We start from the raw sequence: 23,963 nt of genomic DNA, 5'->3' as shown, positions 1-23,963 counted from the left end.
CGTGGAAAAAAATGCATACAAATATGTGGGTTGTGGATAATGTTGTGGAAAGAAAAAAATATTATCCACAGTTACAAGAAGCAGCAAAATTATTAAGAGAAAATGAGGCGGTTGCTTTCCCTACGGAAACAGTATATGGGTTAGGTGCAAACGCGATGGATGATGAAGCAATCGCGAAAATTTTCGAAGCGAAAGGAAGACCGAGTGATAATCCACTCATTGTCCACATAGGTACAAAATCTCAGTTAGATGGGATTGTGAAAGAAATTCCACCAGTTGCAGAGAAGTTAATGGCGCATTTTTGGCCAGGACCATTAACAATTATTTTGCCGAGAAAAGAAGGGATTTCAGAGAGGGTGACGGCGGGACTTAATACGGTTGGGGTAAGAATGCCTGATCATCCAGTTGCACTTGCTCTTATTGAAGAGGCGAATGTACCTGTTGCGGCACCAAGTGCGAATCGTTCAGGGCGTCCAAGTCCAACACTAGCTTCTCACGTATATGAAGATTTGAATGGGAAGATTGCAGGTATTGTTGATGGTGGTGCAACTGGAGTAGGCGTTGAATCAACTGTAATTGATTGTACAAGCCCGGTTCCAACAATATTACGTCCAGGTGGGATTACGAAAGAACAATTAGAAGCGGTGATAGGTACCGTTTCTTTAGATCCAGCTTTAAAGGATGAGAAGGAAAAACCGAAATCACCTGGAATGAAATACACACATTATGCGCCGAAAGCACCACTTAGTATTGTTGAGGGCTCACGTGAGTTTATTCAGCAACTTGTGGATGGGAAAAAGGAAGAAGGATTTAAAGTAGGCGTATTAACGACGGAAGAGTATCAACATGTATATAACGCAGATGTTATATTGTCTTGTGGTGTTCGAAGTGACTTAGCTAGCGTTGCGACTAAATTATATGATGTACTTAGAACATTTGATGCAAGTGAAGTGGATGTTATTTTTAGTGAGTCGTTCCCTAATGAAGGAATAGGAAATGCTATTATGAATCGTTTAACAAAAGCGGCAGGACATCATATTATTATTGAATGATAAGGTAAGGTTAGCAAACAGAATATTTCTCCTTGGATAAGCATATTGTGAAGTAGCACGTCCAAGGAGGGGCATGAATGACGTTTGAACAGCTAATACCTTTAATAATTATGGCATTCGCCTTAGGGATGGATGCGTTCTCGGTGAGTCTTGGTATGGGGATGATGCCCCTAAAGTTAAGACAAATCCTGTATATTGGTATGACGATAGGGATATTTCATATTATTATGCCGTTTATAGGGATGGTACTAGGTCGTTTTTTATCAGAGAAGTATGGAGATATTGCACATTTTGCGGGTGCTATTTTATTAATTGGACTAGGTTTTTATATCGTATATTCGACCATTTTACAAAATGAAGAGACTAGAACTGCCCCTATTGGAATTAGCTTATTCGTATTTGCATTTGGCGTTAGTATAGATAGTTTCTCAGTAGGGCTTAGTCTTGGTATTTATGGGGCACAAACAATCATTACGATATTACTTTTTGGATTTGTTAGCATGTTATTAGCGTGGATTGGTTTATTAATTGGTAGACATGCGAAAGATATGCTCGGTACATATGGCGAGATAGTAGGTGGCATCATTCTAGTTGGATTTGGATTATATATCCTTTTTCCTATATAATTTTATGTAGGAGGGAATTATGAACAAGCTATTGGAATGGTATGTTAAGTTTTTAACCTTCTTTCCTCGATGGCTAAGAAGGCTTATAATTTGGGGTATTATTTTGCAAATTGCAATTTTAGGTTGGATTAAGTTAATTCGCGAATAGTAAGATAGCTCCTTTCTGTGCATAGTTTTGTTTGTACTATACTGATTGCGCTAAAAAATTACACATATAGAAAGGATGAGATGAATGACGAGATTGAAGCAAGTTTTTGGTATTATTATTAGTTTTTTTGTTTTTTGGTTTAGTATGCTCGGTGTACAAATGTTTGCTGAGTTTTTAGATATTGAGTCATTGAAATTTGTTGCGGGAAAGACTGAGGCGGCGCGTGCCTTTTACTCTCCGTACCCGTTTTTAATTGTTTTTCTTATTACACTGCTTTCCCTATATTTCTTCGTAATTAAGCTAGGGAAACCGAAAAAAGAAAAACTGCCTACTTTAGAGGAAAAGAAGGAAGAATTACAATGATAAAATCCCCTGCTAAAAAGCAGGGGATTTTATGTTTGAGTGATGGCAGGAATCGAGCCGCCTTGCTTTTAAATATATCCAGCTCCAGCGGGCTAGAATGGTCGGTGGCTTCGCATCTTCCTGCGAGGCAAAAAGCGCCTCTACGTCAGAAGCTCCATCCCCCTCTCATTCTGAGCGAGCCGCTTCCGCTTTTAGGTATATCCAGCCCCAGCGGGCTAGAATGGTCGGTGGCTTCGCGTCTTCCTGCGAGGCAAAAAGCGCCTCTACGTCAGAAGCTCCATCCCCCTCTCATTCTGAGCGAGCCGCTTCCGCTTTTAGGTATATCCAGCTCCAGCGGGCTAGAATGGTCGGTGGCTTCGCGTCTTCCTGCGAGGCAAAAAGCGCCTCTACGTCAGAAGCTCCATCCCCCTCTCATTCTGAGCGAGCCGCTTCCGCTTTTAGATATATCCAGCTCCAGTGGCCAGCTCTTCGCATCTAAGAACCTCCCGCACTAAAGGTAAAAAGCACCTTTTGTACGAGAGAACCTTAGCTGGTCAGAGCTAAACGGGCCACTTCCGCTTTTAAACTGGCCTAACCAGTTCAAATTGTTCTCCTAATTTTGCATAGTTGTGTCCTGCTAGGCGGCTTATTGGTTTGAGTCCTTCTGCGTGAATGCGCCCTTTTTCATATAGATGTTCGGCAACATGGAAACGAACGACGCGTCCAATTAGTAGATCGCAAGCTGGTGAGTCTTCTGTTCCACCAAGTGGAATTGCACGTTCTAATATGCATTCCATTCGAATATTTGCTTCTTTTACACCTGGAACGGAGATGACTTCACTTTCAATTGGTGTTAGTTTTGCTAGTTCAATTTCACTTTCATTTGGAGGGAGATTAGCTGCTGTTTCGTTAATTGCTGCTACATATGATTCATCAGAAATATGTACAACAAATTCTCCTTTTTCAATTGCGTTTCGAGAAGTGTCCTTTCTTTCTCCCGCTTTTCGTTGTACAGAAACTGAGATAAGTGGTGGATTAGCAGCGACAATATTGAAATAACTATATGGTGCTCCGTTTAATACACCATCTTTTGTTACAGAAGTAACGAATGCGACAGGGCGAGGGATGATACTTCCAGTAAGTAATTTGTAATTATCTTTTTCAGTTTGTTCATTTGGATTAATGGATAACATGCTTGTAATCCCCTTTCTAAATATGAATACTTATTGTTTGTTTACAAGATATCGGTGAGAAAATCCTGCTGGAAATAATATTTTGTTTCATAAAAAGAACTTACTTCAATTGTAATGAAGTAAGTTCTTTTTCAAGAATCTCAAGATTGAGATGAAAATTAAAGTAAAACGTATGCGCCAGGTCCGATTAAAGCTACACCAACAGCAACAGCGATTAACATTAAGTTATATTCATATCCGTTTTGTGTCACCCAGTAACCATTTTTCCCGTGAACAGTGAAGATAGCCATTAACATTGTTCCAACGATAAATAATGAGCCAACTATAATGAAAATACCTGATGCGAATAAGAAACCACCTAGTAATTCAGTTGCACCAGCCATAAATGCCATAAATACACCAGGACGTAAACCGATTGATTCCATCCAGCCACCTGTTCCTTTTAAACCGTAACCGCCGAACCAACCAAATAATTTTTGAGCACCATGACCCATGAATGTAATTCCTATAATAAGACGAATAATAAGAAGACCGAAATCCATCATTTTTAAAAAACCTCCTAAAAGTTATTAACTTACCTTATGTAAGTAATGATAAAATAGTTACTTACTTTAGTCAAGCGTATTTTGAAAAAAGTTTGAATTAAATTTTACAAATTAACAACAAAAAATAAAATGTAGTAAAGACCTCTAGACAAGTTGGACGAAAAAAGAGAAAATATAAATAGAAGTTAACTTCTTATTGTTATTCAGACAATCAGAATTGACTGGAATTTTGTGAAGCGCTACAATAAGAGTCTATTAGTAATGACGTAATTTATTTCGAAAGCGTTTTTACAGTATAATATTCGAAGTATGAAGTCTTACATGTATCCCGAGCTTTACTAGGGATTGCCCTATAAACTTTTAGGTAAATTATAAGGAGGACTATCCTATGTTTAAAAAATTATTTGGTCTTGGTTCAAAAACAAATGAAGAAACAATCGTAGCTCCATTAACTGGAGCAGTGAAAAATATTGAAGAAGTACCAGATCCAGTATTCGCTGGTCGTATGATGGGTGACGGTGTTGCAATCGATCCTACTGAAGGTGTAGTTGTATCTCCAGTTGATGGTGAAATCGTACAATTATTCCACACAAAACATGCTATCGGAATTAAAGCGAAAAACGGCACAGAAATTTTAATCCACGTTGGATTAGAAACTGTAAAAATGGAAGGCGAAGGTTTCGAAGCTCACGTTTCTGAAGGCCAAGCTGTAAAAGCTGGAGATAAATTAATCTCATTCGACTTAGAATTAATCCGTGAAAAAGCGAAAAGCACAATTACTCCAATCGTTATTACAAACACAGATGCAGCTGAGTCTATTAAGACAACTGTAGGCGTAACAGCTACAAAAGGTTCAACAGAAGTAATGAAAGTTACAATGAAATAATTGCTGCATAAGAGGAATCCGTTTCGTATGAAATGGATTCCTTATTTTTGTTGCATATTCAGTAGGTATGTTAAAATACTCTGGGCACTTGGAAATAGGGTTTCACATATATGTGGATAAGGCGCATTTTTCTTAGAAAAAATATAAGAGAAATGCGCCTTTTGTATATTCACATTTCTTTTGTTCTATTCTAATGTAAGTTATGATGAGTGGTAAGAAATTGAATATAGGGGTGGGTTTGGATGAAACGAGTGTTATTTGTTTGTACTGGCAATACATGTCGTAGTCCAATGGCTGAGGCGTTGCTTCGTCATCACGGAGGAGATAGGTTTGAAGTGCAATCTGCCGGTGTTTTCGCCTATCCTGGGAGCGATGCATCGGTATATGCGAAGGAAGCTTTAGCTGAAAAAGGGATTTCAATTGATCATGCCGCGCAACAAGTAAACGAAACTTTGCTTGATTGGGCTGATATTGTCGTAACGATGACAGAAAATCATAAACACATTGTACTTGGGCATTATCCGAGTGTTGAAAAGAAATTGAATACGTTATATGGATTAACTGAAGGTATAGGTAAGGACATTTCAGATCCATTTGGAGGCTCGCTTTCTATTTATAAAGAAACGTTAGATGAGATGGAAAAACTTGTACAAACTTTACTGAAAAAACATTCAGTAGGTTGATGTTTCGTGTATAATACGATATTGGAGATCACTTCGTTCTATTGAGGTAGCGAGTGTGAAATGAAGATAATTGATTGAAACTTTGGAGGGGTAAAAATGAAAGTAGTAATAGCATCTGATCACGGCGGTATGAATATCCGCAAAGAACTTGTAAGTTTATTAGAAGAGTTAAATATTGAATATATTGATTTAGGTTGTGAATGTGAAGCTGGTTCTGTTGATTACCCTGACTTTGCGTTTCCAGCAGCTGAAATGGTAGCGAATGGTGAAGTAGATCGTGGTATTTTAGTTTGTGGGACAGGCATTGGTATGTCAATCGCAGCAAACAAAGTAAATGGTATCCGTTGTGCGTTAGTTCATGATACTTTCAGTGCGAGAGCAACGAGAGAGCATAATGACACTAACATGCTAGCAATGGGCGAGCGTGTAATTGGTGCTGGTCTAGCTCGTGATATCGCGAAAATCTGGTTAACAACTGACTATGAAGGTGGTCGTCACGAAAACCGCGTAGGAAAAATTAAAACATACGAAACAAAGTAATAGATTCTAACTATTAGTAGTGTGAAATATAATTTGGTGAACCAACCTGTGAAAGGAAGAGGCGTAATGACAGAAATCGTAAAGGTAAGAGAACAGCTACAAATGTCGCTTTCTGATTTCCAAGAACAAGCTTCATTACAAAGCGGTCAAATTTTTGTAGTGGGTTGTAGCACGAGCGAAGTGCTAGGCGAAAGAATTGGAACATCAGGAACGATGGAAGTAGCAGAGGCGATTTTTTCTGAGTTAAAACAATTTCAAGAGCGAACAGGTATTGAATTAGCGTTTCAATGTTGTGAGCATTTAAACCGTGCTTTAGTAGTTGAGAGAGAAGTAGCGATAAAATATCAATTTGAAATTGTAACAGTTACGCCTGTTAGATCAGCGGGTGGTGCATTGGGGACATATGCGTATCACAATTTGAAAGATCCGGTAGTAGTTGAGTTTATTAAAGCAGATGCAGGAATGGATATTGGTGATACATTTATTGGTATGCATTTAAAACATGTAGCTGTTCCGGTTCGTACAAGTGTGAAGGCAATTGGAAGTGCGCATGTAACGATGGCCAAAACACGTGGAAAACTAATTGGTGGAGCACGTGCTGTTTACGCGGTGGCGGAAGAGACTACCACTTGCCGTTAAATATGAGAAATTAGGAAGTCATATAGTAGCTGTTTATCATAAGATAAAAGGTATGTTGTCTGACTTTATAGTAGAAGAAAGAAAAGACCGATTTTCGGTCTTTTTTTTCTTTTATGATATAGAAAGTCATGTTAGAATGTAGTTGAAAACATGAAGGTTCGAAAGAATTACAACCTGAATTTTCGTTTTTTCTGAATAAATGAGAAAAAACTGTTGGGAATCGATGTAATTCGTTCAGAAAAGGGGGATTTTGGTGGATCATTTAAAACGTCAAGATGAAAAGGTATTTGCTGCAATTGAGGCAGAACTAGGAAGACAGCGTTCAAAGATTGAGTTAATTGCTTCGGAAAACTTTGTAAGTGAAGCGGTAATGGAGGCGCAAGGTTCTGTTTTAACAAATAAGTATGCTGAAGGATATCCTGGAAAACGTTACTATGGTGGCTGTGAACACGTAGACGTAGTAGAAGATATCGCACGTGATCGCGTGAAAGAAATTTTCGGCGCAGAGCACGTAAATGTTCAACCACACTCTGGTGCACAAGCGAACATGGCAGTATACTTCACAATTTTAGAGCAAGGCGATACAGTACTTGGTATGAATTTATCTCATGGTGGTCACTTAACACACGGAAGCCCTGTTAACTTCAGTGGAGTACAATATAATTTCGTAGAATATGGCGTGGATGCTGACTCTCACCGTATTAATTACGATGATGTATTAGCAAAAGCGAAAGAACATAAACCAAAATTAATCGTTGCAGGTGCAAGTGCGTACCCTCGTGTTATCGATTTCAAACGATTCCGTGAGATTGCAGATGAAGTGGGTGCATACTTAATGGTGGATATGGCACATATCGCTGGTTTAGTAGCTGCTGGCTTACATCCAAATCCAGTACCACATGCACATTTCGTTACAACGACAACACATAAAACGTTACGTGGTCCGCGCGGTGGTATGATTTTATGTGAAGAGAAGTTTGCAAAACAAATTGATAAATCAATCTTCCCTGGTATTCAAGGTGGTCCACTTATGCACGTAATCGCTGCAAAAGCTGTTGCGTTTGGTGAGACACTTCAAGAGGATTTCAAAACGTATGCACAAAATATCATTAACAATGCGAACCGCTTAGCTGAAGGTCTTCAAAAAGAAGGACTTACACTTGTTTCTGGCGGAACAGACAATCACTTAATCTTGATTGATGTTCGTAACCTAGAAATCACAGGTAAAGTAGCAGAGCACGTATTAGATGAAGTTGGTATTACAGTGAACAAAAATACAATTCCATTTGAAACAGCAAGCCCATTTGTAACAAGTGGTGTACGTATCGGTACAGCAGCTGTAACATCTCGTGGTTTCGGTTTAGAAGAAATGGATGAAATTGCGTCACTTATTGCTTACACATTAAAAAATCATGAAAATGAAGCTGCATTAGAAGAAGCACGTAAGCGTGTAGAAGCGTTAACGAGCAAATTCTCAATGTATCCAAATCTATAATAGATTGAAGAAGACTGCTGAAACGTAATTGTTTTGGCAGTCTTTTTTGTGGACATATATTATTTTTAAAGTATGTATACAAATGATGAATAAATTTTGGCGATATAATGAAGGATACAGCTCCCATAATTGGTAAAGATACTAGATAGATTCATCGTAAAATCATGATTTTGCCAAATTTGCCCTTGAATATTAGTAGCGTTTTCTTTACAATCGTAAATAGTGTAAAAAAGCGTGCAAACGCATGAATATCATCTAAAGGAGAGATTCACATGGGAAAACTGTATGTATTTGATCACCCGTTAATTCAACATAAGATTACATATATTCGCGATAAGAATACAGGTACGAAAGATTTTCGTGAATTAGTGGACGAAGTAGCAAGCTTAATGGCTTTCGAAATTACTCGCGACCTTCCGCTTAAGGATATTGAAATTGAAACGCCTGTAAGCAAAGCGACAACAAAAGTGATCGCTGGTAAAAAACTTGGTTTAATTCCGATTTTACGTGCAGGTTTAGGAATGGTTGATGGAATTCTGAAATTAATTCCAGCAGCAAAAGTAGGACACGTTGGTTTATACCGTGACCCTAAAACATTGCAACCGGTAGAATACTATGTGAAACTTCCAACGGATGTAGAAGAGCGTGACTTTATCGTACTAGATCCGATGCTAGCAACAGGTGGTTCTGCGGCTGAAGCGATTAACTCTCTGAAAAAGCGCGGTGCGAAACAAATTAAGTTAATGTGTATCGTTGCAGCTCCAGAAGGGGTAAAAGTAGTACAAGAAGAACATCCCGATGTTGATATTTATGTAGCAGCATTAGATGAGAAATTAAATGACCACGGATATGTAGTACCAGGTCTTGGTGATGCTGGTGACCGTTTATTCGGAACGAAGTAAGACAACTGACGAGCAGGGGAGATTCCCCTGCTCGTTTTTTTTTTTGCTGTAAGCAAGTAGGGGAGAGGATAAATATACATCGTATATACAACATAAGTTGCATACACATCACATATAATATAGAAGTCTTACGTCTGAGGAACACTATATTATGGAAGAAAAGCGTTATATCTCGAAAATATAATAGTGACAAACTTGTGAACATTTCCTTCTATTATAAAGAGAAAACTGTTAGAAATTGCATATATGTAACCAGTATTTAGAAGGGGAACGTTTTCATTTTTGGGAGGAAATGCCTAATACTCAAATTTTTAGATTTTTTACGATTTCTCGTTGACACTGTTAATACCCTATTGTATGCTAACAACGGGGATAGATGGTAGGGCTTTCAGTGACAAAATTACATCTATTCCGTGACGAAAATGTAAACTTTTTGTTTTGTATAGGATTTATGCAAAAAAATGAGTTATTATTAACACATCGTGAATGAGGGTTACATATTGGAGGGATGAATCCTTGCAAAAAAACGATCGCAGCCATATAAAAGCATATGCTTTAATGTCAGGAATTCTTGCTCAGTTAGTCGGTTCTATACTTGTTGGAATCTTTGGTGGGCAGTGGATTGATAATAAGGTTGGAACGTTTCCATTGTTTCTTATTATAGGGTTATTACTCGGGTTAGGAACAGGGGTATACGCAATGATTCGACTCATTCGACATTACTATTCGGGAGAGCAATGATGATAGACGTACATGGACTTGTCCAAAGACAAAAGAAATATATGTACTACTTGCTTGCGCTTCTAGTGCTAGGATGGGGATTTACCTCTTACAAGGATGTATTTCTTGGGCTGATTATCGGAACGATTTTCAGTTTTCTTAGTTTGCGCATCATTGCACGTAGAACAGACAAGCTGTTAGATCGCGTAACAAATGGAGAAAACGTGAAGTTTAAGGCGACAGCTGTAAGTACATATTCAAGATTCGCTACGATTGGGTTATTAATTTTATTTGCAGCCAAATATCAAGAGTTAATTGCGATGTTGGGCTTAGGTGTAGGATTGCTGACAGGATACCTTGTCATGATCATAGATTTTCTTTATTTAGAGTATAAGAGCAGGGAAGAGAGGTGAATTACTAGTGGAACACGGTAAATTAGTTAAATTTCTAGGTTTAACGTTCGATTTGTCATCAGTTATGATGGTTACTGTAGCAGCAGTTATTGTTTTCTTAATCGCTGTTATCGGAACTCGCAGCTTAGCCCTTCGCCCAACCGGGATGCAAAACTTCATGGAATGGGTGTTTGACTTCGTGAAAGGGATTATCAATAGTACGATGGACTGGAAAACAGGTGGACGTTTCTTAACGCTTGGCGTTACGCTTATCATGTTTATCATCGTATCGAACTTCCTTGGTTTACCATTCATGTATTCAGCAACTGAAGCTGGCGAACATATTGCATGGTGGAGGTCACCAACGTCTGATCCAGCAGTTACATTAACATTAGCCGTGATGGTAGTTACCCTCACCCATTATTATGGAATTAAGATGAAGGGTACGAAAGAGTATGTTAAAGGTTATTTCCAACCTATGAAATTCTTATTCCCATTAAAGGTTATTGAGGAGTTTGCTAACACATTAACGTTAGGTCTTCGTTTATTCGGTAACATTTATGCAGGTGAGATCTTATTAGGATTACTTGCTAAGTTAGGCGGGGCATCATTCCTTGGAGCATTAGGTGCGCTTGTACCGATGTTAGCGTGGATGGGATTCAGTGTATTCGTTGGATCAATCCAAGCATTTATTTTCGTTATGTTAACGATGGTTTATATGGCTCATAAAGTAAGTCATGACCATTAATATAATTTAAGTAAGAAAAAATTTATTTTTTTATAATACAAAGGAGGACAAATTAAATGAGTTTAGGTGTAATCGCAGCTGCAATTGCAATTGGTTTATCAGCATTAGGTGCAGGTATTGGTAACGGTCTTATCGTATCACGTACAATCGAAGGTGTTGCTCGTCAACCAGAATTAAAAGGCGCACTTCAAACAATTATGTTCATCGGGGTTGCTTTAGTTGAGGCACTTCCAATCATCGGTGTAGTTATTGCATTCATCGTAATGAACAAATAAGGGAGACTCCCCTTACATAGATGGCGAAGAGTGTTTTTCCGAACTTTCTTCGCCATTGCTTTATGAACGAAACGTATGTCTTTTTTTTTCATATGATCAATTTAGATATTTTGAAGGGAGTGAATCCTTGTGCCAACTTTATTATTAGGAGCTTCCATTCCATTTGGAACGATTGCTTATACATTGTTCATTTTCTTAATTCTATTAGTAATGCTACGCAAATTTGCGTGGGGTCCTTTAATGGGAATTATGAAAGAACGTGAAGAGCATGTTACTAATGAAATCGACGCTGCAGAAAGAAGTAACGCTGAAGCGAAGAAGTTAGTAGAAGAACAACGTGAAATGTTAAAACAATCGCGTGTTGAAGCACAAGAGTTAATCGAAAGAGCGAAAAAACAAGCTGTAGATCAAAAAGATGTGATTGTTGCTGCTGCGAAAGAAGAAGCAGAATCAATTAAAGCATCTGCTGTACAAGAAATTCAACGCGAAAAAGAGCAAGCAATTGCTGCTTTACAAGAACAAGTCGCTTCTTTATCTGTTCAAATTGCTTCTAAAGTAATTGAAAAAGAATTAAAAGAAGAAGATCAAGTTAAGTTAATTCGCGATTATATTAAAGAAGTAGGAGAAGCGCGATGAGCAATGGGATTGTAGCAAAACGTTATGCTGTCGCTCTTTTTAAAATTGCAAAAGAAAAACACGTATTAGAAATGTTTGAAGAAGAATTACGCCTTGTACAAAACGTTTATGTAAAGAACGGAGAACTACATAGCTTTTTAACACAACCAAACATTTCAAAAGAGCAGAAGAAAACGTTTCTTGCAAACGTATTCGGATCTGTTTCTGAATCAATTTTAAATACGTTATATATTTTAATTGATAACAAGCGTATTGATATCTTACCTGAAATTGCAGATGAATATGTTGTTCTTGCTAATGAAGAACGTAACGTAGCGGATGCAACTGTATATTCTATTCGTCTTCTATCTGAAGAAGAGAAGCTTAACATTGCAGAAGCATTTGCAAAGAGAACGGGAAAAGATGCAATTCGCGTGAAAAATGTTGTAGATGAAGATTTACTAGGCGGAATTAAAGTACGTATTGGAAATCGCATTTATGACGGAAGTTTACAAGGAAAATTAGCACGTATTCAGCGTGAATTAATGAAGAATAGATAGGGGTGAAGCACATGAGCATCAGAGCTGAAGAAATTAGCGCACTGATAAAGCAACAAATCGAGAACTATCAGTCTGAAATCGAAGTTAGTGATGTTGGTACAGTTATCCAAGTTGGTGACGGTATTGCGCGTGCTCATGGTCTTGATAACGTTATGGCTGGTGAGCTTGTAGAGTTCTCTAACGGCGTTATGGGACTAGCACAAAACTTAGAGGAAAACAACGTAGGTATTATCATTTTAGGACCTTACACAGAAATCCGTGAAGGTGACGAAGTTCGTCGTACTGGTCGCATCATGCAAGTACCAGTAGGAAAAGAACTAATTGGTCGTGTTGTAAACCCATTAGGTCAACCAGTTGATGGTCTAGGCCCAATCAATACAACAAACACTCGTCCAATCGAAAGTCCAGCACCAGGTGTAATGGATCGTAAATCTGTTCATGAGCCACTTCAAACAGGTATTAAAGCGATCGATGCTCTTGTACCAATTGGCCGTGGTCAACGTGAATTAATCATCGGTGACCGTCAAACTGGTAAAACAGCAGTTGCACTTGATACAATCATTAACCAAAAAGATGAAGATATGATTTGTATCTATGTAGCTATCGGACAAAAAGAATCAACTGTACGTAACGTAGTAGAAACACTACGTAAGCATGGTGCATTAGAGTACACAATCGTTGTAACTGCATCTGCTTCTCAACCAGCTCCATTATTATACTTAGCTCCTTATGCTGGTGTAACAATGGGTGAAGAGTTCATGTACAATGGTAAACACGTATTAGTAGTATATGATGACTTATCAAAACAAGCAGCGGCTTACCGTGAGCTGTCATTACTATTACGTCGTCCTCCAGGTCGTGAAGCTTATCCAGGGGATGTATTCTACTTACATTCTCGCTTATTAGAGCGTGCAGCAAAATTAAGTGATGCAAGAGGCGGCGGTTCTTTAACTGCACTACCTTTCATCGAAACACAAGCAGGGGACGTATCAGCTTACATCCCAACAAACGTAATTTCTATTACGGATGGACAAATCTTCTTACAATCTGACCTATTCTTCTCTGGCGTACGTCCAGCGATTGATGCGGGTACTTCTGTATCTCGTGTTGGTGGATCTGCTCAGATTAAAGCAATGAGTAAAGTATCAGGTACACTTCGTCTTGACCTTGCATCTTACCGTGAGTTAGAAGCGTTCGCTCAGTTCGGTTCTGACCTTGATAAAGCAACTCAAGCGAAACTAAACCGTGGTGCTCGTACTGTTGAGGTATTAAAACAAGGATTACACAAACCGTTACGTGTAGAGAAACAAGTTATCATTCTTTACGCTTTAACACGTGGATTCCTAGATGATATCCCAGTAGTAGATATCACTCGTTTCGAAGAAGAATTCCATGCTTGGTTAGATTCTAATGCGACTGACTTATTAGAAGAAATCCGCACAACTAAAAAACTTGCGGATGACGACAAATTTGCAGCAGCAATTAACGGATTTAAAAAAGTATTCGTAGCTTCTGAATAATAAAAGCAGAAGCGGCTCGTTCTGAATGTGAGGGGGATGGAGCTTCTGACGAAGAGGCGGTTTTTGCCTCGTAGGAAGAAGTGAAGCCACCGAGCATTCAAGCCGCTGGAGCTAGATAATAATATATATAGGCATCTCAATCTTTGAGATTGCTGACGGTTATGTAAAGGAAAAGAGTAGGTGCACCTATTCTTTTCCTTCAATCATGAGCAAGAATATCTTGCAACGTAGATTAGGAAGAGGATTCTTACTAATCGTGCCAACTTCCGGAAAAAAGGTGGTGAAAACCTGTGGCATCTTTACGCGATATAAAAGCGAAGATTACCTCGACAAAGAAAACGAGTCAAATTACGAAAGCGATGGAGATGGTATCTGCATCTAAGTTAAACCGTGCAGAACAAAATGCTAAATCTTTCGTTCCGTATATGGAAAAGATTCAAGAAGTAGTAGCGAGCATTGCGCAAGGAAGTAAAGGAATTAATCATCCGATGCTAAATGCGCGTCCTGTAAAGCGTACAGGATACATCGTTATTACATCTGATCGCGGACTAGCAGGTGGTTATAACAGTAACGTATTACGTACAGTGAGTAATGTAATTCGTGAACGTCATAATATGGATTCAAACCAATATTCAATTATTGTGCTTGGACGACTAGGACGTGATTATTTAAAACGTCGCGGCTTTAATATTATTGATGAAGTAGTTGGATTATCTGACCACCCATCATTTACTGATATTAAAGATCTTGCTTCTCGAGCAATTGCGATGTTTGCAGATGGCGCTTATGATGAGCTGTATATTTACTACAACCATTACGTAAGTAAAATTTCACAAGAAGTAACGGAAAATAAAATTTTACCGCTTACTGATGTGGCGTCTGATAAACCGACGACAGCTTATGAATTCGAACCTTCTGAAGAAGAAATTTTAAAAGTACTATTGCCACAATACGCAGAAAGCTTAGTGTACGGTGCATTACTAGATGGTAAAGCAAGTGAGCACGCAGCGCGTATGACAGCAATGAAGAGTGCTACAGACAACGCAATGGAAGTTATCGATTCACTTACACTTTCATTCAACCGTGCGCGTCAGGCAGCGATTACGCAAGAAATTACGGAAATCGTTGGTGGAGCAGCAGCGTTAGAGTAGTATTAAAAAGCGTAGGCGGTTCGTTCAGAATGAGAGGGGGATGGAGCTTTTGACGTAGAGGCGATTTGTGCCTCGTAGGAAAAAGCGAAGCCACCGAACATTCTAACCGCCGGAGCTAGATTCAGTAAAAAATGGAAGCGGCTCGTCCAGAAAAGGAGGGCATTGGAGCTCCTGACGAAGAGGCGTAGTTTGCCTCACAGGAAGGCGCGAAATGACCGACTGTTCTAGCCGCTGGAACTAGATTCAATAAAAAGCGGAAGCGGCTCTTTCAAAAGAGTCGCGTAAGCTAAACTAATAAAAAATTAAAAGCCAACTTCTCTTAGAAAGCTGGCTAATTAAAAGAAAGCTAGGAGGGAACCCGATGAATAAAGGGCGCGTTACGCAAATCATGGGTCCGGTTGTAGACGTTAAGTTTGATGGCGGAAAGCTACCAGAAATCTACAACGCCCTTACGGTAAAACAAAGCAACGAAAACGGAAGCATGAACTTAACATTTGAAGTTGCACTTCATTTAGGTGATGATACAGTTCGTACAGTTGCGATGTCTTCCACAGATGGACTTGTTCGTGGCACAGAAGTAGAAGATACTGGTAAAGCAATCTCTGTACCAGTTGGTGATGTAACACTTGGACGTGTATTCAACGTATTAGGTGATGCAATTGACTTAGATGGTGAACTTCCTGCGGATGTACACCGTGATCCAATTCACCGTCAAGCACCTGCATTCGAAGAATTATCTACTAAAGTAGAAATTCTTGAAACTGGTATTAAAGTAGTAGACTTACTTGCTCCTTACATTAAGGGTGGTAAGATCGGCCTATTCGGTGGTGCCGGTGTAGGTAAAACAGTATTAATTCAGGAATTAATTAACAACATCGCACAAGAGCACGGTGGTATCTCTGTATTCGCTGGTGTAGGTGAGCGTACTCGTGAGGGTAATGACTTATACCACGAAATGAGCGATTCTGGCGTAATCAAGAAAACTGCGATGGTATTCGGACAAATGAACGAGCCACCTGGAGCACGTCAACGTGTTGCATTAACAGGTTTAACAATGGCTGAGCATTTCCGTGATGAGCAAGGACAAGACGTACTTCTGTTCATCGATAACATCTTCCGTTTCACGCAAGCGGGTTCTGAAGTATCTGCCCTTCTTGGTCGTATGCCATCTGCGGTAGGTTACCAACCAACACTTGCAACAGAAATGGGTCAATTACAAGAGCGTATTACATCTACAAATAAAGGGTCTATCACGTCTATCCAAGCGGTATATGTACCAGCCGATGACTATACTGACCCAGCACCAGCTACAACGTTCGCTCACTTAGATGCAACAACAAACTTAGAGCGTCGTTTAACACAAATGGGTATTTACCCAGCCGTAGATCCATTAGCATCTACATCTCGTGCACTTTCTCCAGAAATCGTAGGAGAAGAACATTATGAAGTAGCTCGTCAAGTACAACAAACTTTACAACGTTATAAAGAACTTCAAGATATCATCGCTATCTTAGGTATGGATGAGTTATCTGAAGAAGATAAGTTAGTTGTACATCGTGCTCGTCGTATTCAATTCTTCTTATCTCAAAACTTCCACGTAGCTGAGCAGTTTACAGGTCAAAAAGGTTCTTACGTACCTGTAAAAAATACAGTTAGTGGTTTCAAAGAAATTCTAGAAGGAAAATATGATGACCTTCCAGAAGATGCATTCCGCTTAGTAGGTGGCATTGAAGAAGTTATTGAAAACGCGAAGAAAATGATGGCATAAGGCCTTAGGAGGGACGAAGTATGAAGACATTTCCAGTCAGTATTGTAACTCCTGATGGACCGGTTTACGAAAAAGAAGTAGAAATGGTAAGTGTAAAAGCAGAGAGTGGGGAAATGGGGATCTTACCAGGTCACATTCCAACTGTTGCACCATTAAAAATTAGTGCAGTTCGTCTGAAAAATGGTGGACACACTGATTATGTAGCAGTAAGCGGTGGCTTTATCGAAGTTCGTCCAGATAAAGTGACTGTATTATCATCATCTGCTGAAGAAGCAAACCATATCGATATCCATCGTGCAAATGAAGCGAAGCGTCGCGCTGAGCAACGTATGCAAGATAAACAAGCACATGTTGACTTTAAACGTGCAGAAATGGCCTTGCAACGTGCCGTGAACCGTTTAAACGTTTCTGATATGAAGTAAAAAAATCCGTAAGGGCCCTTGCCTTTACGGATTTTTTTGTGTATTTTATGGATAATTTTACAAAACTGGTATAATTATATTGATGCTTGTATAAGTAGAAGTGTACAACAATTTATATTTCATAAAGGGGATGAATCAATGATTGGTGAAATGAAGCGAGAAGCATTGTACTCTTTAAAGGGAAAATGGGGACTAGGTGTTGGATCAACAATTTTATATTTTATTTTAAGTTATGTCGTTTCGATGGCTGCAATGCTTATACTATTAATTCCAGGAATTATTATATTTCTCTCAGTTGCAAGCTTAACTGGATCATTTGAAGAGGAAACGATGTCAATTGGAGCAGGTATTACCTTTGGGATTTTTTATTGCATTATGATAATTTTGAGTAACGCATCGTATGGGATTACATCATATGGTTATACAAATGTATTTTTACAGATTAGTAAACGAGAAGATGCTAAAGTAGATCACTTATTCGAAGGATTTCGCGGTTTTAAAAGAATGATGAAAACAATGTGGGCAATGCTTGCGATTTTGTTATATACAGGTACATGGATTCCGATGCTGTTAATAGGCTTATTTGCATTGTTAGGTGAAGAAGGGAATACGTCATTTGCAATAGCTTTCTTCGTACTATTAGCGATTTCAATTGTTGGTATGATTGTGATGTATTTTTCTTATGCGCTGACGTACTATGTGATGATTGAAAATCCAGAATATAGTGTTTCGCAGGCGATGAAGGAATGTAAGAATCTTATGAAGGGCCATAAGTTAGATTTGTTTCTTTTATGGCTGAGCTTCATAGGATGGGCTATTTTAGCGCTTCTTACTTTTGGAATAGGCTTTCTTTGGCTTAGTCCGTATATGAGTACAACGACAGCACACTTTTATCGCTACATTTCAAAAGGTGAATTTCAATAGGAACATGCTATACTAATAGAATTATTGTGTATAGGAGGCGAGGCTACGCATGATTAGTGATTTAAAAGGAGAAGCACTAGATTCATTAGAAGGAAAATGGGGATTAGCTGTTGGAGCTACACTACTCATTTCAATTCTTATCACGGCTTTTAGTTTTAGTGTTGATTGGGGATTTTCTTTAATTTTCGGTTGGCAAAAAACAAATGGTTCACTTTCAACGAATATTCTTACATTTTTTGTTACTGGACCGTTAACTTTAGGTGGATATTACCTTGGTTTAAATATCCTTCGTGAAAAGCAAGCTAGTATTGGTAATGTATTCATTTGGTTTTCAGAGGGAAAGAGATTTCTAAAATCATTTTTATTATATTTATTAGTAAATCTTTATCTTTTCTTATGGACGTTATTGTTCATTATTCCAGGTATTATTAAATCATTTTCTTATGCGATGACGTACTTTATTATAAACGATCATCCTGAGTATTCCCTGAACCAAGCTATTACAGAAAGTCGTCGTATGATGGATGGACATAAGATGGAGTATTTCATTTTATGTTTAAGTTTTATTGGCTGGTTTATATTGAGTTGTATTACGTTAGGGATTGGATTCTTATGGTTAATTCCATATTTCTACACAACATCTGCGGCTTTTTACGAAGAAATCGCAGAAGAATATTATGAGAAAAAAATTTAGCACTATAAAACCCCCAGTATGAATTATTTGTTCATACTGGGTTTTTTTTGTAGAAACTTTATAAACTGATTACTAGTAAGTGGTTTACTGAAATAGTAACCTTGCATATATTTACAGTTATGTTTTTGCAGAAACTTAAGCTGTTTTTCGGTTTCAATTCCTTCGGCAACGACTGAAAGATTTAAAGTATTTGCGAGGGAAAGGATTGTAGAAACGATGGCTCGTTCTTCAGGACGATGATCAGCTAATTGTGTGAATTCTCTCGGTACTTTTAATGTATCGATTGGAAAAATTGATAAATAAGCAAGAGAAGAATACCCAGTACCGAAGTCATCAATGGAAGTTTGGATACCGTACTCTTTTAATTGTTTCAGTCTCAATAACGTTTCTTTCTCGTCAATCATTGCAATTCTTTCTGTTAACTCAAGGGTTACATATTTTGGATCGACTTGCACGTCGTTTAATATTTGTGAAATGCTTTCGATTAATTGATCTTGCCGGAATTCTTTTGCGGATAAATTAACACTTATTTTTAAATTTTGGTAGCCAAAGGTATGCCATATTTTTAATTGGAGACAAGCTTCTTGTAATACCCAATGTCCAAGTGGGACTACTTGTGGCGTCTCTTCTACAATTGGAATAAACTCACATGGTGAAATGTCACCTAATAGCGGGTGTTTCCACCGTATTAAAGCTTCAGCACCTATAATTTTATTTGTTGTCGTATCAATTTGTGGTTGATAAACGAGATAAAATTCTTTGTTTACTAAAGCGATTGGCAAATCTTTTTCGATTCGAGCTTTTCGTTCCATTTTTTTATATAGTTCTTTCGTGTAAAGAGAGCTACCGTTTTTCCCTTTATTTTTTGCTTCGTACATGGCCATATCAGCATGCTGCAAAATGGATAGCGCATCTTCACCTGCTTCAGGATATATTGCAATTCCGATACTCGGTGAGATTTGTAAATGTTGATTTTCGATTTCAAATGGCTCATTCATGGCCGCCACAATCATATCAGCTATTTTTTGGACATCTGGATTTTTTTTGTAATTTTCGATAAGGATGGTGAATTCATCTCCAGCTAGCCGCGCGAGTTTCATATTTGATGTTGATATTCTTTCGAGCCTTTTTGCTACTGCGATGAGCAATAGGTCTCCTACTCGATGGCCGAGGGTATCATTAATAACTTTAAAACGGTCTAGGTCGAGAAACATAACAGCAAAAGGCTTTTTCGATATTTTTGCTCGTGCAATTGCCTGTTCCAAATGTTGATGAAATGCACGACGATTTGCAAGCTCTGTTAAAGTATCATGGTATGCTAAGAAATTAATCTGTTCTTGCTGTTGTTTGCTTTCCGTAATATCTTTAATCATTAAATAAACCCCAGAAATTTTCTCCTTTAAAAAGATCGGTACGGCGGTAACGTGCAAGTAGTAAATATCTCTGTTTTTATGATACGCCCGTATTTCTAAAGAGATAGAATGTCCCTTTTTTACACGATGAAAGGAATTAATCATTTCTTCTAAATCTTCTTCGTATATGAGTGAATAGTAAGGCTGGTTTAATAATTCATTCGTTTGATAACCGAGTAAAGTAGTACCAGCGTTATTTACTTTGAGAAAATTGCCGTATAAATCTAATGTGAAGATTGGATCTGGATGATGCTCGTATAAAGATTTAAACATTTGTTGATTATGATAGAGTTCATTTTTCTGTTCTACTAAATCTTCTGTACGTAGTTTAATTTGTTTCTCGAGTTCTGAGTTGAATTGCATTTGAGCTAACAATAATATTTTATTTTGTTTTCGAACTAAACTATGACGTATGAGAACGAAAGAGAAAGTTATTATAAGACCGATTACTATAATAGGCGCAAAGACGTATTCAACTAATATAAAAAGAATAAGTGTTACTACTGAAATATAAGGCAATGATAATCGGATTGATTCACCAATTTTAGGTGTTAGTAGTACTTGCTCTTGTTTTTCAGGTTCTTTTGTATGGAGAATACAGGCGATTGCTACTAGTACTAAGGTTACTTGATAGAAAGGAGTAACTGTAAACATAGAATACTCTGGTGTGAAGTATTTTATATAAGCATAAATCGCATCTGTAGTAGCATATAAAATTAAGGCACTGCCAAGAAGTGCACCAACCTTTTTAGGTAATAAGGATAGTGGTTTGAATAAAAGATTGATTCCTATTAAGAGAAAGAGTAAATCAGCCATTGGATAGGTAAGTTGAACAAATATGTCGATATAGGATGTTGTAAAGATGTGAATGGTTCGTTCAATAAGTAGGTAGTAACTTAAAGTAAATTGGGCTGTAACGATAATACAAATATCACATAGCATAAAAAGTTTTTCTAATAAATCTCGGTTATAAGTGATTTCGTATAGAAAGGCAAATGCAAAACTAACTAAAAAAAGTAAGTAAAAAAAATCAGACGGATCAACGAACGTATAGAAGTCCTTTACAATTAAACGCTGATAGGCAACGACTATATCACCGATAAAATAAGAGAGAGCTCCAGTAGATAATATGATCCAAAATAAACGAGGTAGCCCTTCTTTCATGTTTGAAAAGTAAAGTATATAACTACAAGCGATAATATCAATTAATAAGGTACTCATTCCGATTAATAGCTGAAAAGGAAATGAGTATTCATATAGAAAAGGCATCGCTACGTAGTGAATCGTTATAGACAGCAATACAATGCTTATAAGAATACTTACATGTGTTTGTTTTTTCATTTATATCACCTACGGTTTCTTGAAAAGCATATATAAGTTTTATATTTATTTTGCACAATTATAGCAAGTTGTAAAGATAGATTTTAATAATTCTTGTTTCTGTCTCCCAACATATCGACATAGGAATTTGAAGTTTGTTATAATGATTAGAATAGTTGCATTATTTAGAAAAAATTAAAAATAATAATTACTGCAACTAGGACATATTGTTTACTATGTGAACTTGTTCTTAATTTAGGGGGGAGGGTTTCACAATGGCAAGTGTATATGAAAATAGTTATATGATCGTTTTGATTTTCTTGCTATTAGGTATATTGCTGCCGGTAGTGGCTCTTACATTAGGAAGGATGCTGCGCCCAAATAAACCAAGTGCAGCAAAGGCGACGACGTATGAGAGTGGAATTGAGCCTTTTCATGATGCAAATATTCGGTTTCATGCTCGTTATTATATTTTCGCTTTATTGTTTGTGATCTTTGATGTAGAAACTTTATTTTTATATCCTTGGGCTGTTGCGTATGACAAGCTAGGTTTATTTGCATTAATTGAAATGCTCATCTTTGTTGTAATGTTGCTAGTTGGATTAGCGTATGCTTGGAAAAAGAAGGTGTTACAATGGTTATAAATTTTGAGGAATTACATCCAAATGAGCGAGCAGAATTAGAACGAAATATCTTTTTTTCTACATTGGAACAGTTGAAAGGATGGGCGAGGAGTAATTCTTTATGGCCGATGACATTCGGACTGGCGTGCTGTGCAATTGAAATGATGGGAGTAGGCTCATCACATTACGATTTAGATCGATTTGGGTCATTTTTTCGGACTTCACCAAGGCAATCGGACGTCATGATTGTATCGGGAACAGTAACGAAGAAGATGGCTCCTATTGTTCGGCGTTTATATGATCAAATGCCTGAACCGAAATGGGTTATTGCGATGGGATCTTGTGCGACAGCAGGTGGTCCGTATGTAAATTCATATGCTGTTGTGAAAGGTGTAGACCAAATTGTACCAGTTGATGTGTATATTCCTGGTTGTCCCCCAAATCCAGCTGCTTTAATTTATGGAATTAATAAATTAAAAGAAAAAATTCGTTACGAAGCAAAGACCGGGAAGCAGGTGACGAATAAATGAGTAATCCAAATAAAGATTTAGAGGAGCTGAAAAAAGAAGCAGCTAGGCGTGCAAAAGAAGAAGCGAGAAAACGCCTTGTAGCGAAACACGAGGCGGAAATAAGTGAGCTTGAGGAAGAAGATCAAGAAAAAGAGAAAGCGCTACCAAAAAACGATGATATTACTATAGAAGAAGCGAAACGACGTGCAGCAGCAGCTGCAAAAGCGGCAGCGTTAGCGAAGCAAAAAAGAGAAGGGACAGAAGAAGAAAAAGCGAAAGTAAAGGCGAAGGCGGCAGCAGCTGCAAAAGCAAAAGCGGCAGCGTTAGCGAAGCAGAAAAGAGAAGGAATAGAAGAAGTAACGGAAGAAGAAAAAGCGAAAGCCAAGGCGGCAGCGGCTGCAAAAGCAAAAGCGGCGGCGTTAGCGAAGCAGAAAAGAGAAGGAATAGAAGAAGTAACGGAAGAAGAAAAAGCGAAAGCCAAGGCGGCAGCGGCTGCAAAAGCAAAAGCGGCGGCGTTAGCGAAGCAGAAAAGAGAAGAAACAGAAGAAGTAACGGAAGAAGAAAAAGCGAAAGCCAAGGCGAAGGCGGTGGCAGCGGCCAAGGCAAAAGCGGCAACATTGGCGAAGCAGAAAGCCTCGCAAGGTGATGGGGATTCGGGAGATGAAAAGGCAAAGGCAATTGCAGCGGCAAAAGCGAAAGCAGCAGCAGCTGCAGCTGCAAGAGCGAAGACAAAGGGAGCTGAAGGTAAGAAAGAGGATGAGCCGAAGCAGGAAGAACCGTTCGTAAATCAGCCGTATTTAAATCAATATGTTGAGGCTATTAGGGAGAAGGTAGGAGAGGGTGCATTAGTAGATTCCTACATTAATAAACTGTCAAAGGATGTGCCGACTCTTGTGGTAGATCCCGAAAAATATTATGAAGTGATGGAGTCACTGCGATTCCATGAAGGACTTGCTTTTGATTATATGTCAGAGCTACATGCGACGGATTTTGTGACACATATGGAAGTATATGTTCATTTGTTTTCATATGGTAAGAAACAATCGGTAGCGGTGAAGGTAAAGCTAGACCGGGAAGAACCGCAAGTTGAATCTGTGACAGCGCTTTGGAAAGGGGCTGACTGGCCGGAGCGAGAAGCATACGATTTGCTCGGCATTGTATTTAAAGGGCATCCGAATTTAACGCGCATTTTAATGCCAGATGATTGGGTAGGACATCCGCTTAGAAAAGACTATGAACCGTATGATGTGGAGGTGTAG

29 protein-coding genes are annotated in these 23,963 nt (G+C 38.3%); 26 read left to right on the top strand and 3 right to left on the bottom strand.

Annotation, left to right across the window (positions count from 1 at the left end):
- Positions 1 to 11 precede the first annotated feature (11 nt).
- From JFU02_RS18320 to JFU02_RS18310, 4 genes are all read left to right on the top strand, one after another.
- Positions 12 to 1,052 (top strand): L-threonylcarbamoyladenylate synthase, encoded by a 1,041-nt coding sequence (locus tag JFU02_RS18320; RefSeq protein ID WP_061667901.1) that lies wholly within the window; start codon positions 12 to 14, stop codon positions 1,050 to 1,052.
- A gap of 77 nt (positions 1,053 to 1,129) precedes the next feature.
- A complete protein-coding gene (locus JFU02_RS18315) occupies positions 1,130 to 1,678 on the top strand; it encodes a manganese efflux pump MntP (protein ID WP_000142475.1) in 549 nt (182 codons plus the stop codon).
- Positions 1,679 to 1,697: 19 nt separating this feature from the next.
- On the top strand, positions 1,698 to 1,826 hold the full coding sequence (locus tag JFU02_RS32490) for a hypothetical protein (protein WP_001037632.1): 129 nt from the start codon (positions 1,698 to 1,700) through the stop codon (positions 1,824 to 1,826).
- Positions 1,827 to 1,910: 84 nt separating this feature from the next.
- Positions 1,911 to 2,189: a DUF3935 domain-containing protein gene (locus JFU02_RS18310; protein ID WP_000197471.1), complete on the top strand. Its 279-nt coding sequence runs from the start codon at positions 1,911 to 1,913 to the stop codon at positions 2,187 to 2,189.
- A 560-nt stretch (positions 2,190 to 2,749) separates the two neighbouring features.
- Here JFU02_RS18310 and JFU02_RS18305 read toward each other — a convergent pair.
- Together JFU02_RS18305 and JFU02_RS18300 are read right to left on the bottom strand one after the other, a co-directional pair.
- Entirely contained in the window at positions 2,750 to 3,361 is a 612-nt protein-coding gene (locus JFU02_RS18305) for a flavin reductase family protein (RefSeq protein ID WP_000949048.1), read from the bottom strand.
- Between the two features lie 158 nt (positions 3,362 to 3,519).
- Positions 3,520 to 3,906 carry a DoxX family protein gene (locus tag JFU02_RS18300; RefSeq protein ID WP_000968613.1) on the bottom strand — a complete coding sequence of 129 codons (387 nt, stop codon included), beginning with the start codon at positions 3,904 to 3,906 and terminating at the stop codon, positions 3,520 to 3,522.
- A 388-nt stretch (positions 3,907 to 4,294) separates the two neighbouring features.
- Here JFU02_RS18300 and JFU02_RS18295 point away from each other — a divergent pair, with 388 nt between their 5' ends.
- From JFU02_RS18295 to JFU02_RS18205, 19 genes are all read left to right on the top strand, one after another.
- Positions 4,295 to 4,792 (top strand): PTS sugar transporter subunit IIA, encoded by a 498-nt coding sequence (locus tag JFU02_RS18295; protein WP_000473666.1) that lies wholly within the window; start codon positions 4,295 to 4,297, stop codon positions 4,790 to 4,792.
- 242 nt (positions 4,793 to 5,034) lie between these two features.
- Positions 5,035 to 5,475, top strand: a complete 441-nt coding sequence (locus JFU02_RS18290) for a low molecular weight protein arginine phosphatase (RefSeq protein WP_000832376.1) — start codon at positions 5,035 to 5,037, stop codon at positions 5,473 to 5,475.
- 96 nt (positions 5,476 to 5,571) lie between these two features.
- On the top strand, positions 5,572 to 6,015 hold the full coding sequence (gene rpiB / locus JFU02_RS18285) for a ribose 5-phosphate isomerase B (protein ID WP_058839686.1): 444 nt from the start codon (positions 5,572 to 5,574) through the stop codon (positions 6,013 to 6,015).
- Between the two features lie 66 nt (positions 6,016 to 6,081).
- Positions 6,082 to 6,654, top strand: coding sequence for a TIGR01440 family protein (locus JFU02_RS18280; RefSeq protein ID WP_000136382.1), 573 nt, complete (start codon positions 6,082 to 6,084; stop codon positions 6,652 to 6,654).
- A gap of 253 nt (positions 6,655 to 6,907) precedes the next feature.
- Positions 6,908 to 8,149, top strand: a complete 1,242-nt coding sequence (gene glyA, locus JFU02_RS18275) for a serine hydroxymethyltransferase (protein ID WP_000349800.1) — start codon at positions 6,908 to 6,910, stop codon at positions 8,147 to 8,149.
- 272 nt (positions 8,150 to 8,421) lie between these two features.
- Complete coding sequence (upp, locus tag JFU02_RS18270) at positions 8,422 to 9,051, top strand: uracil phosphoribosyltransferase (protein ID WP_000517539.1); 630 nt, start codon at positions 8,422 to 8,424, stop codon at positions 9,049 to 9,051.
- A 376-nt stretch (positions 9,052 to 9,427) separates the two neighbouring features.
- Positions 9,428 to 9,541: a DUF4024 domain-containing protein gene (locus JFU02_RS18265; RefSeq protein ID WP_000232962.1), complete on the top strand. Its 114-nt coding sequence runs from the start codon at positions 9,428 to 9,430 to the stop codon at positions 9,539 to 9,541.
- 26 nt (positions 9,542 to 9,567) lie between these two features.
- Complete coding sequence (locus tag JFU02_RS18260) at positions 9,568 to 9,792, top strand: AtpZ/AtpI family protein (protein WP_001171223.1); 225 nt, start codon at positions 9,568 to 9,570, stop codon at positions 9,790 to 9,792.
- Positions 9,792 to 10,184, top strand: a complete 393-nt coding sequence (locus JFU02_RS18255; RefSeq protein ID WP_201071399.1) for an ATP synthase subunit I — start codon at positions 9,792 to 9,794, stop codon at positions 10,182 to 10,184. Before JFU02_RS18260 ends, JFU02_RS18255 begins: the two co-directional genes overlap by 1 nt.
- A gap of 7 nt (positions 10,185 to 10,191) precedes the next feature.
- Positions 10,192 to 10,911: a F0F1 ATP synthase subunit A gene (gene atpB, locus JFU02_RS18250; protein ID WP_000399879.1), complete on the top strand. Its 720-nt coding sequence runs from the start codon at positions 10,192 to 10,194 to the stop codon at positions 10,909 to 10,911.
- A 56-nt stretch (positions 10,912 to 10,967) separates the two neighbouring features.
- On the top strand, positions 10,968 to 11,186 hold the full coding sequence (gene atpE / locus JFU02_RS18245) for a F0F1 ATP synthase subunit C (RefSeq protein ID WP_000052064.1): 219 nt from the start codon (positions 10,968 to 10,970) through the stop codon (positions 11,184 to 11,186).
- Positions 11,187 to 11,315: 129 nt separating this feature from the next.
- Positions 11,316 to 11,822, top strand: coding sequence for a F0F1 ATP synthase subunit B (atpF, locus tag JFU02_RS18240; RefSeq protein WP_001142622.1), 507 nt, complete (start codon positions 11,316 to 11,318; stop codon positions 11,820 to 11,822).
- Positions 11,819 to 12,361, top strand: coding sequence for a F0F1 ATP synthase subunit delta (atpH, locus tag JFU02_RS18235; protein ID WP_000064682.1), 543 nt, complete (start codon positions 11,819 to 11,821; stop codon positions 12,359 to 12,361). Before atpF ends, atpH begins: the two co-directional genes overlap by 4 nt.
- An 11-nt stretch (positions 12,362 to 12,372) precedes the next feature.
- On the top strand, positions 12,373 to 13,881 hold the full coding sequence (gene atpA / locus JFU02_RS18230; RefSeq protein ID WP_000027521.1) for a F0F1 ATP synthase subunit alpha: 1,509 nt from the start codon (positions 12,373 to 12,375) through the stop codon (positions 13,879 to 13,881).
- A gap of 290 nt (positions 13,882 to 14,171) precedes the next feature.
- Positions 14,172 to 15,032, top strand: coding sequence for a F0F1 ATP synthase subunit gamma (gene atpG, locus JFU02_RS18225; protein ID WP_000157703.1), 861 nt, complete (start codon positions 14,172 to 14,174; stop codon positions 15,030 to 15,032).
- A gap of 361 nt (positions 15,033 to 15,393) precedes the next feature.
- Positions 15,394 to 16,800: a F0F1 ATP synthase subunit beta gene (gene atpD / locus JFU02_RS18220; RefSeq protein WP_001032597.1), complete on the top strand. Its 1,407-nt coding sequence runs from the start codon at positions 15,394 to 15,396 to the stop codon at positions 16,798 to 16,800.
- A gap of 20 nt (positions 16,801 to 16,820) precedes the next feature.
- Positions 16,821 to 17,222, top strand: a complete 402-nt coding sequence (gene atpC, locus JFU02_RS18215; RefSeq protein WP_000847214.1) for a F0F1 ATP synthase subunit epsilon — start codon at positions 16,821 to 16,823, stop codon at positions 17,220 to 17,222.
- A 138-nt stretch (positions 17,223 to 17,360) separates the two neighbouring features.
- Positions 17,361 to 18,146, top strand: a complete 786-nt coding sequence (locus tag JFU02_RS18210) for a DUF975 family protein (protein WP_061667081.1) — start codon at positions 17,361 to 17,363, stop codon at positions 18,144 to 18,146.
- Between the two features lie 49 nt (positions 18,147 to 18,195).
- The gene (locus JFU02_RS18205) at positions 18,196 to 18,840 is read left to right on the top strand and encodes a DUF975 family protein (RefSeq protein ID WP_000622466.1); all 645 of its coding nucleotides are present in this window, start codon (positions 18,196 to 18,198) and stop codon (positions 18,838 to 18,840) included.
- A gap of 23 nt (positions 18,841 to 18,863) precedes the next feature.
- Here JFU02_RS18205 and JFU02_RS18200 read toward each other — a convergent pair whose 3' ends face one another.
- Positions 18,864 to 21,593, bottom strand: coding sequence for a putative bifunctional diguanylate cyclase/phosphodiesterase (locus JFU02_RS18200; RefSeq protein ID WP_097820866.1), 2,730 nt, complete (start codon positions 21,591 to 21,593; stop codon positions 18,864 to 18,866).
- A 254-nt stretch (positions 21,594 to 21,847) separates the two neighbouring features.
- On the opposite strand from JFU02_RS18200, the gene nuoA reads away from it, so the two are divergent.
- Genes nuoA through JFU02_RS18185 form a run of 3 tightly spaced genes read left to right on the top strand, consistent with a single transcriptional unit; the run spans position 21,848 to position 23,963 of the window.
- Positions 21,848 to 22,216: an NADH-quinone oxidoreductase subunit NuoA gene (gene nuoA / locus JFU02_RS18195; protein WP_000179273.1), complete on the top strand. Its 369-nt coding sequence runs from the start codon at positions 21,848 to 21,850 to the stop codon at positions 22,214 to 22,216.
- Positions 22,207 to 22,725: an NADH-quinone oxidoreductase subunit NuoB gene (gene nuoB / locus JFU02_RS18190; protein WP_000236331.1), complete on the top strand. Its 519-nt coding sequence runs from the start codon at positions 22,207 to 22,209 to the stop codon at positions 22,723 to 22,725. The genes nuoA and nuoB overlap by 10 nt, the downstream gene beginning before the upstream one ends.
- On the top strand, positions 22,722 to 23,963 hold the full coding sequence (locus tag JFU02_RS18185) for an NADH-quinone oxidoreductase subunit C (RefSeq protein ID WP_201071396.1): 1,242 nt from the start codon (positions 22,722 to 22,724) through the stop codon (positions 23,961 to 23,963). Before nuoB ends, JFU02_RS18185 begins: the two co-directional genes overlap by 4 nt.

This window comes from Bacillus sp. TH13 (genome assembly GCF_016651175.1).
Lineage (GTDB): Bacteria > Bacillota > Bacilli > Bacillales > Bacillaceae_G > Bacillus_A > Bacillus_A thuringiensis_S.
The sequence above is the reverse complement of the archived record's forward strand: the minus strand, read 5'-3'. Positions and strand labels throughout refer to the sequence as shown.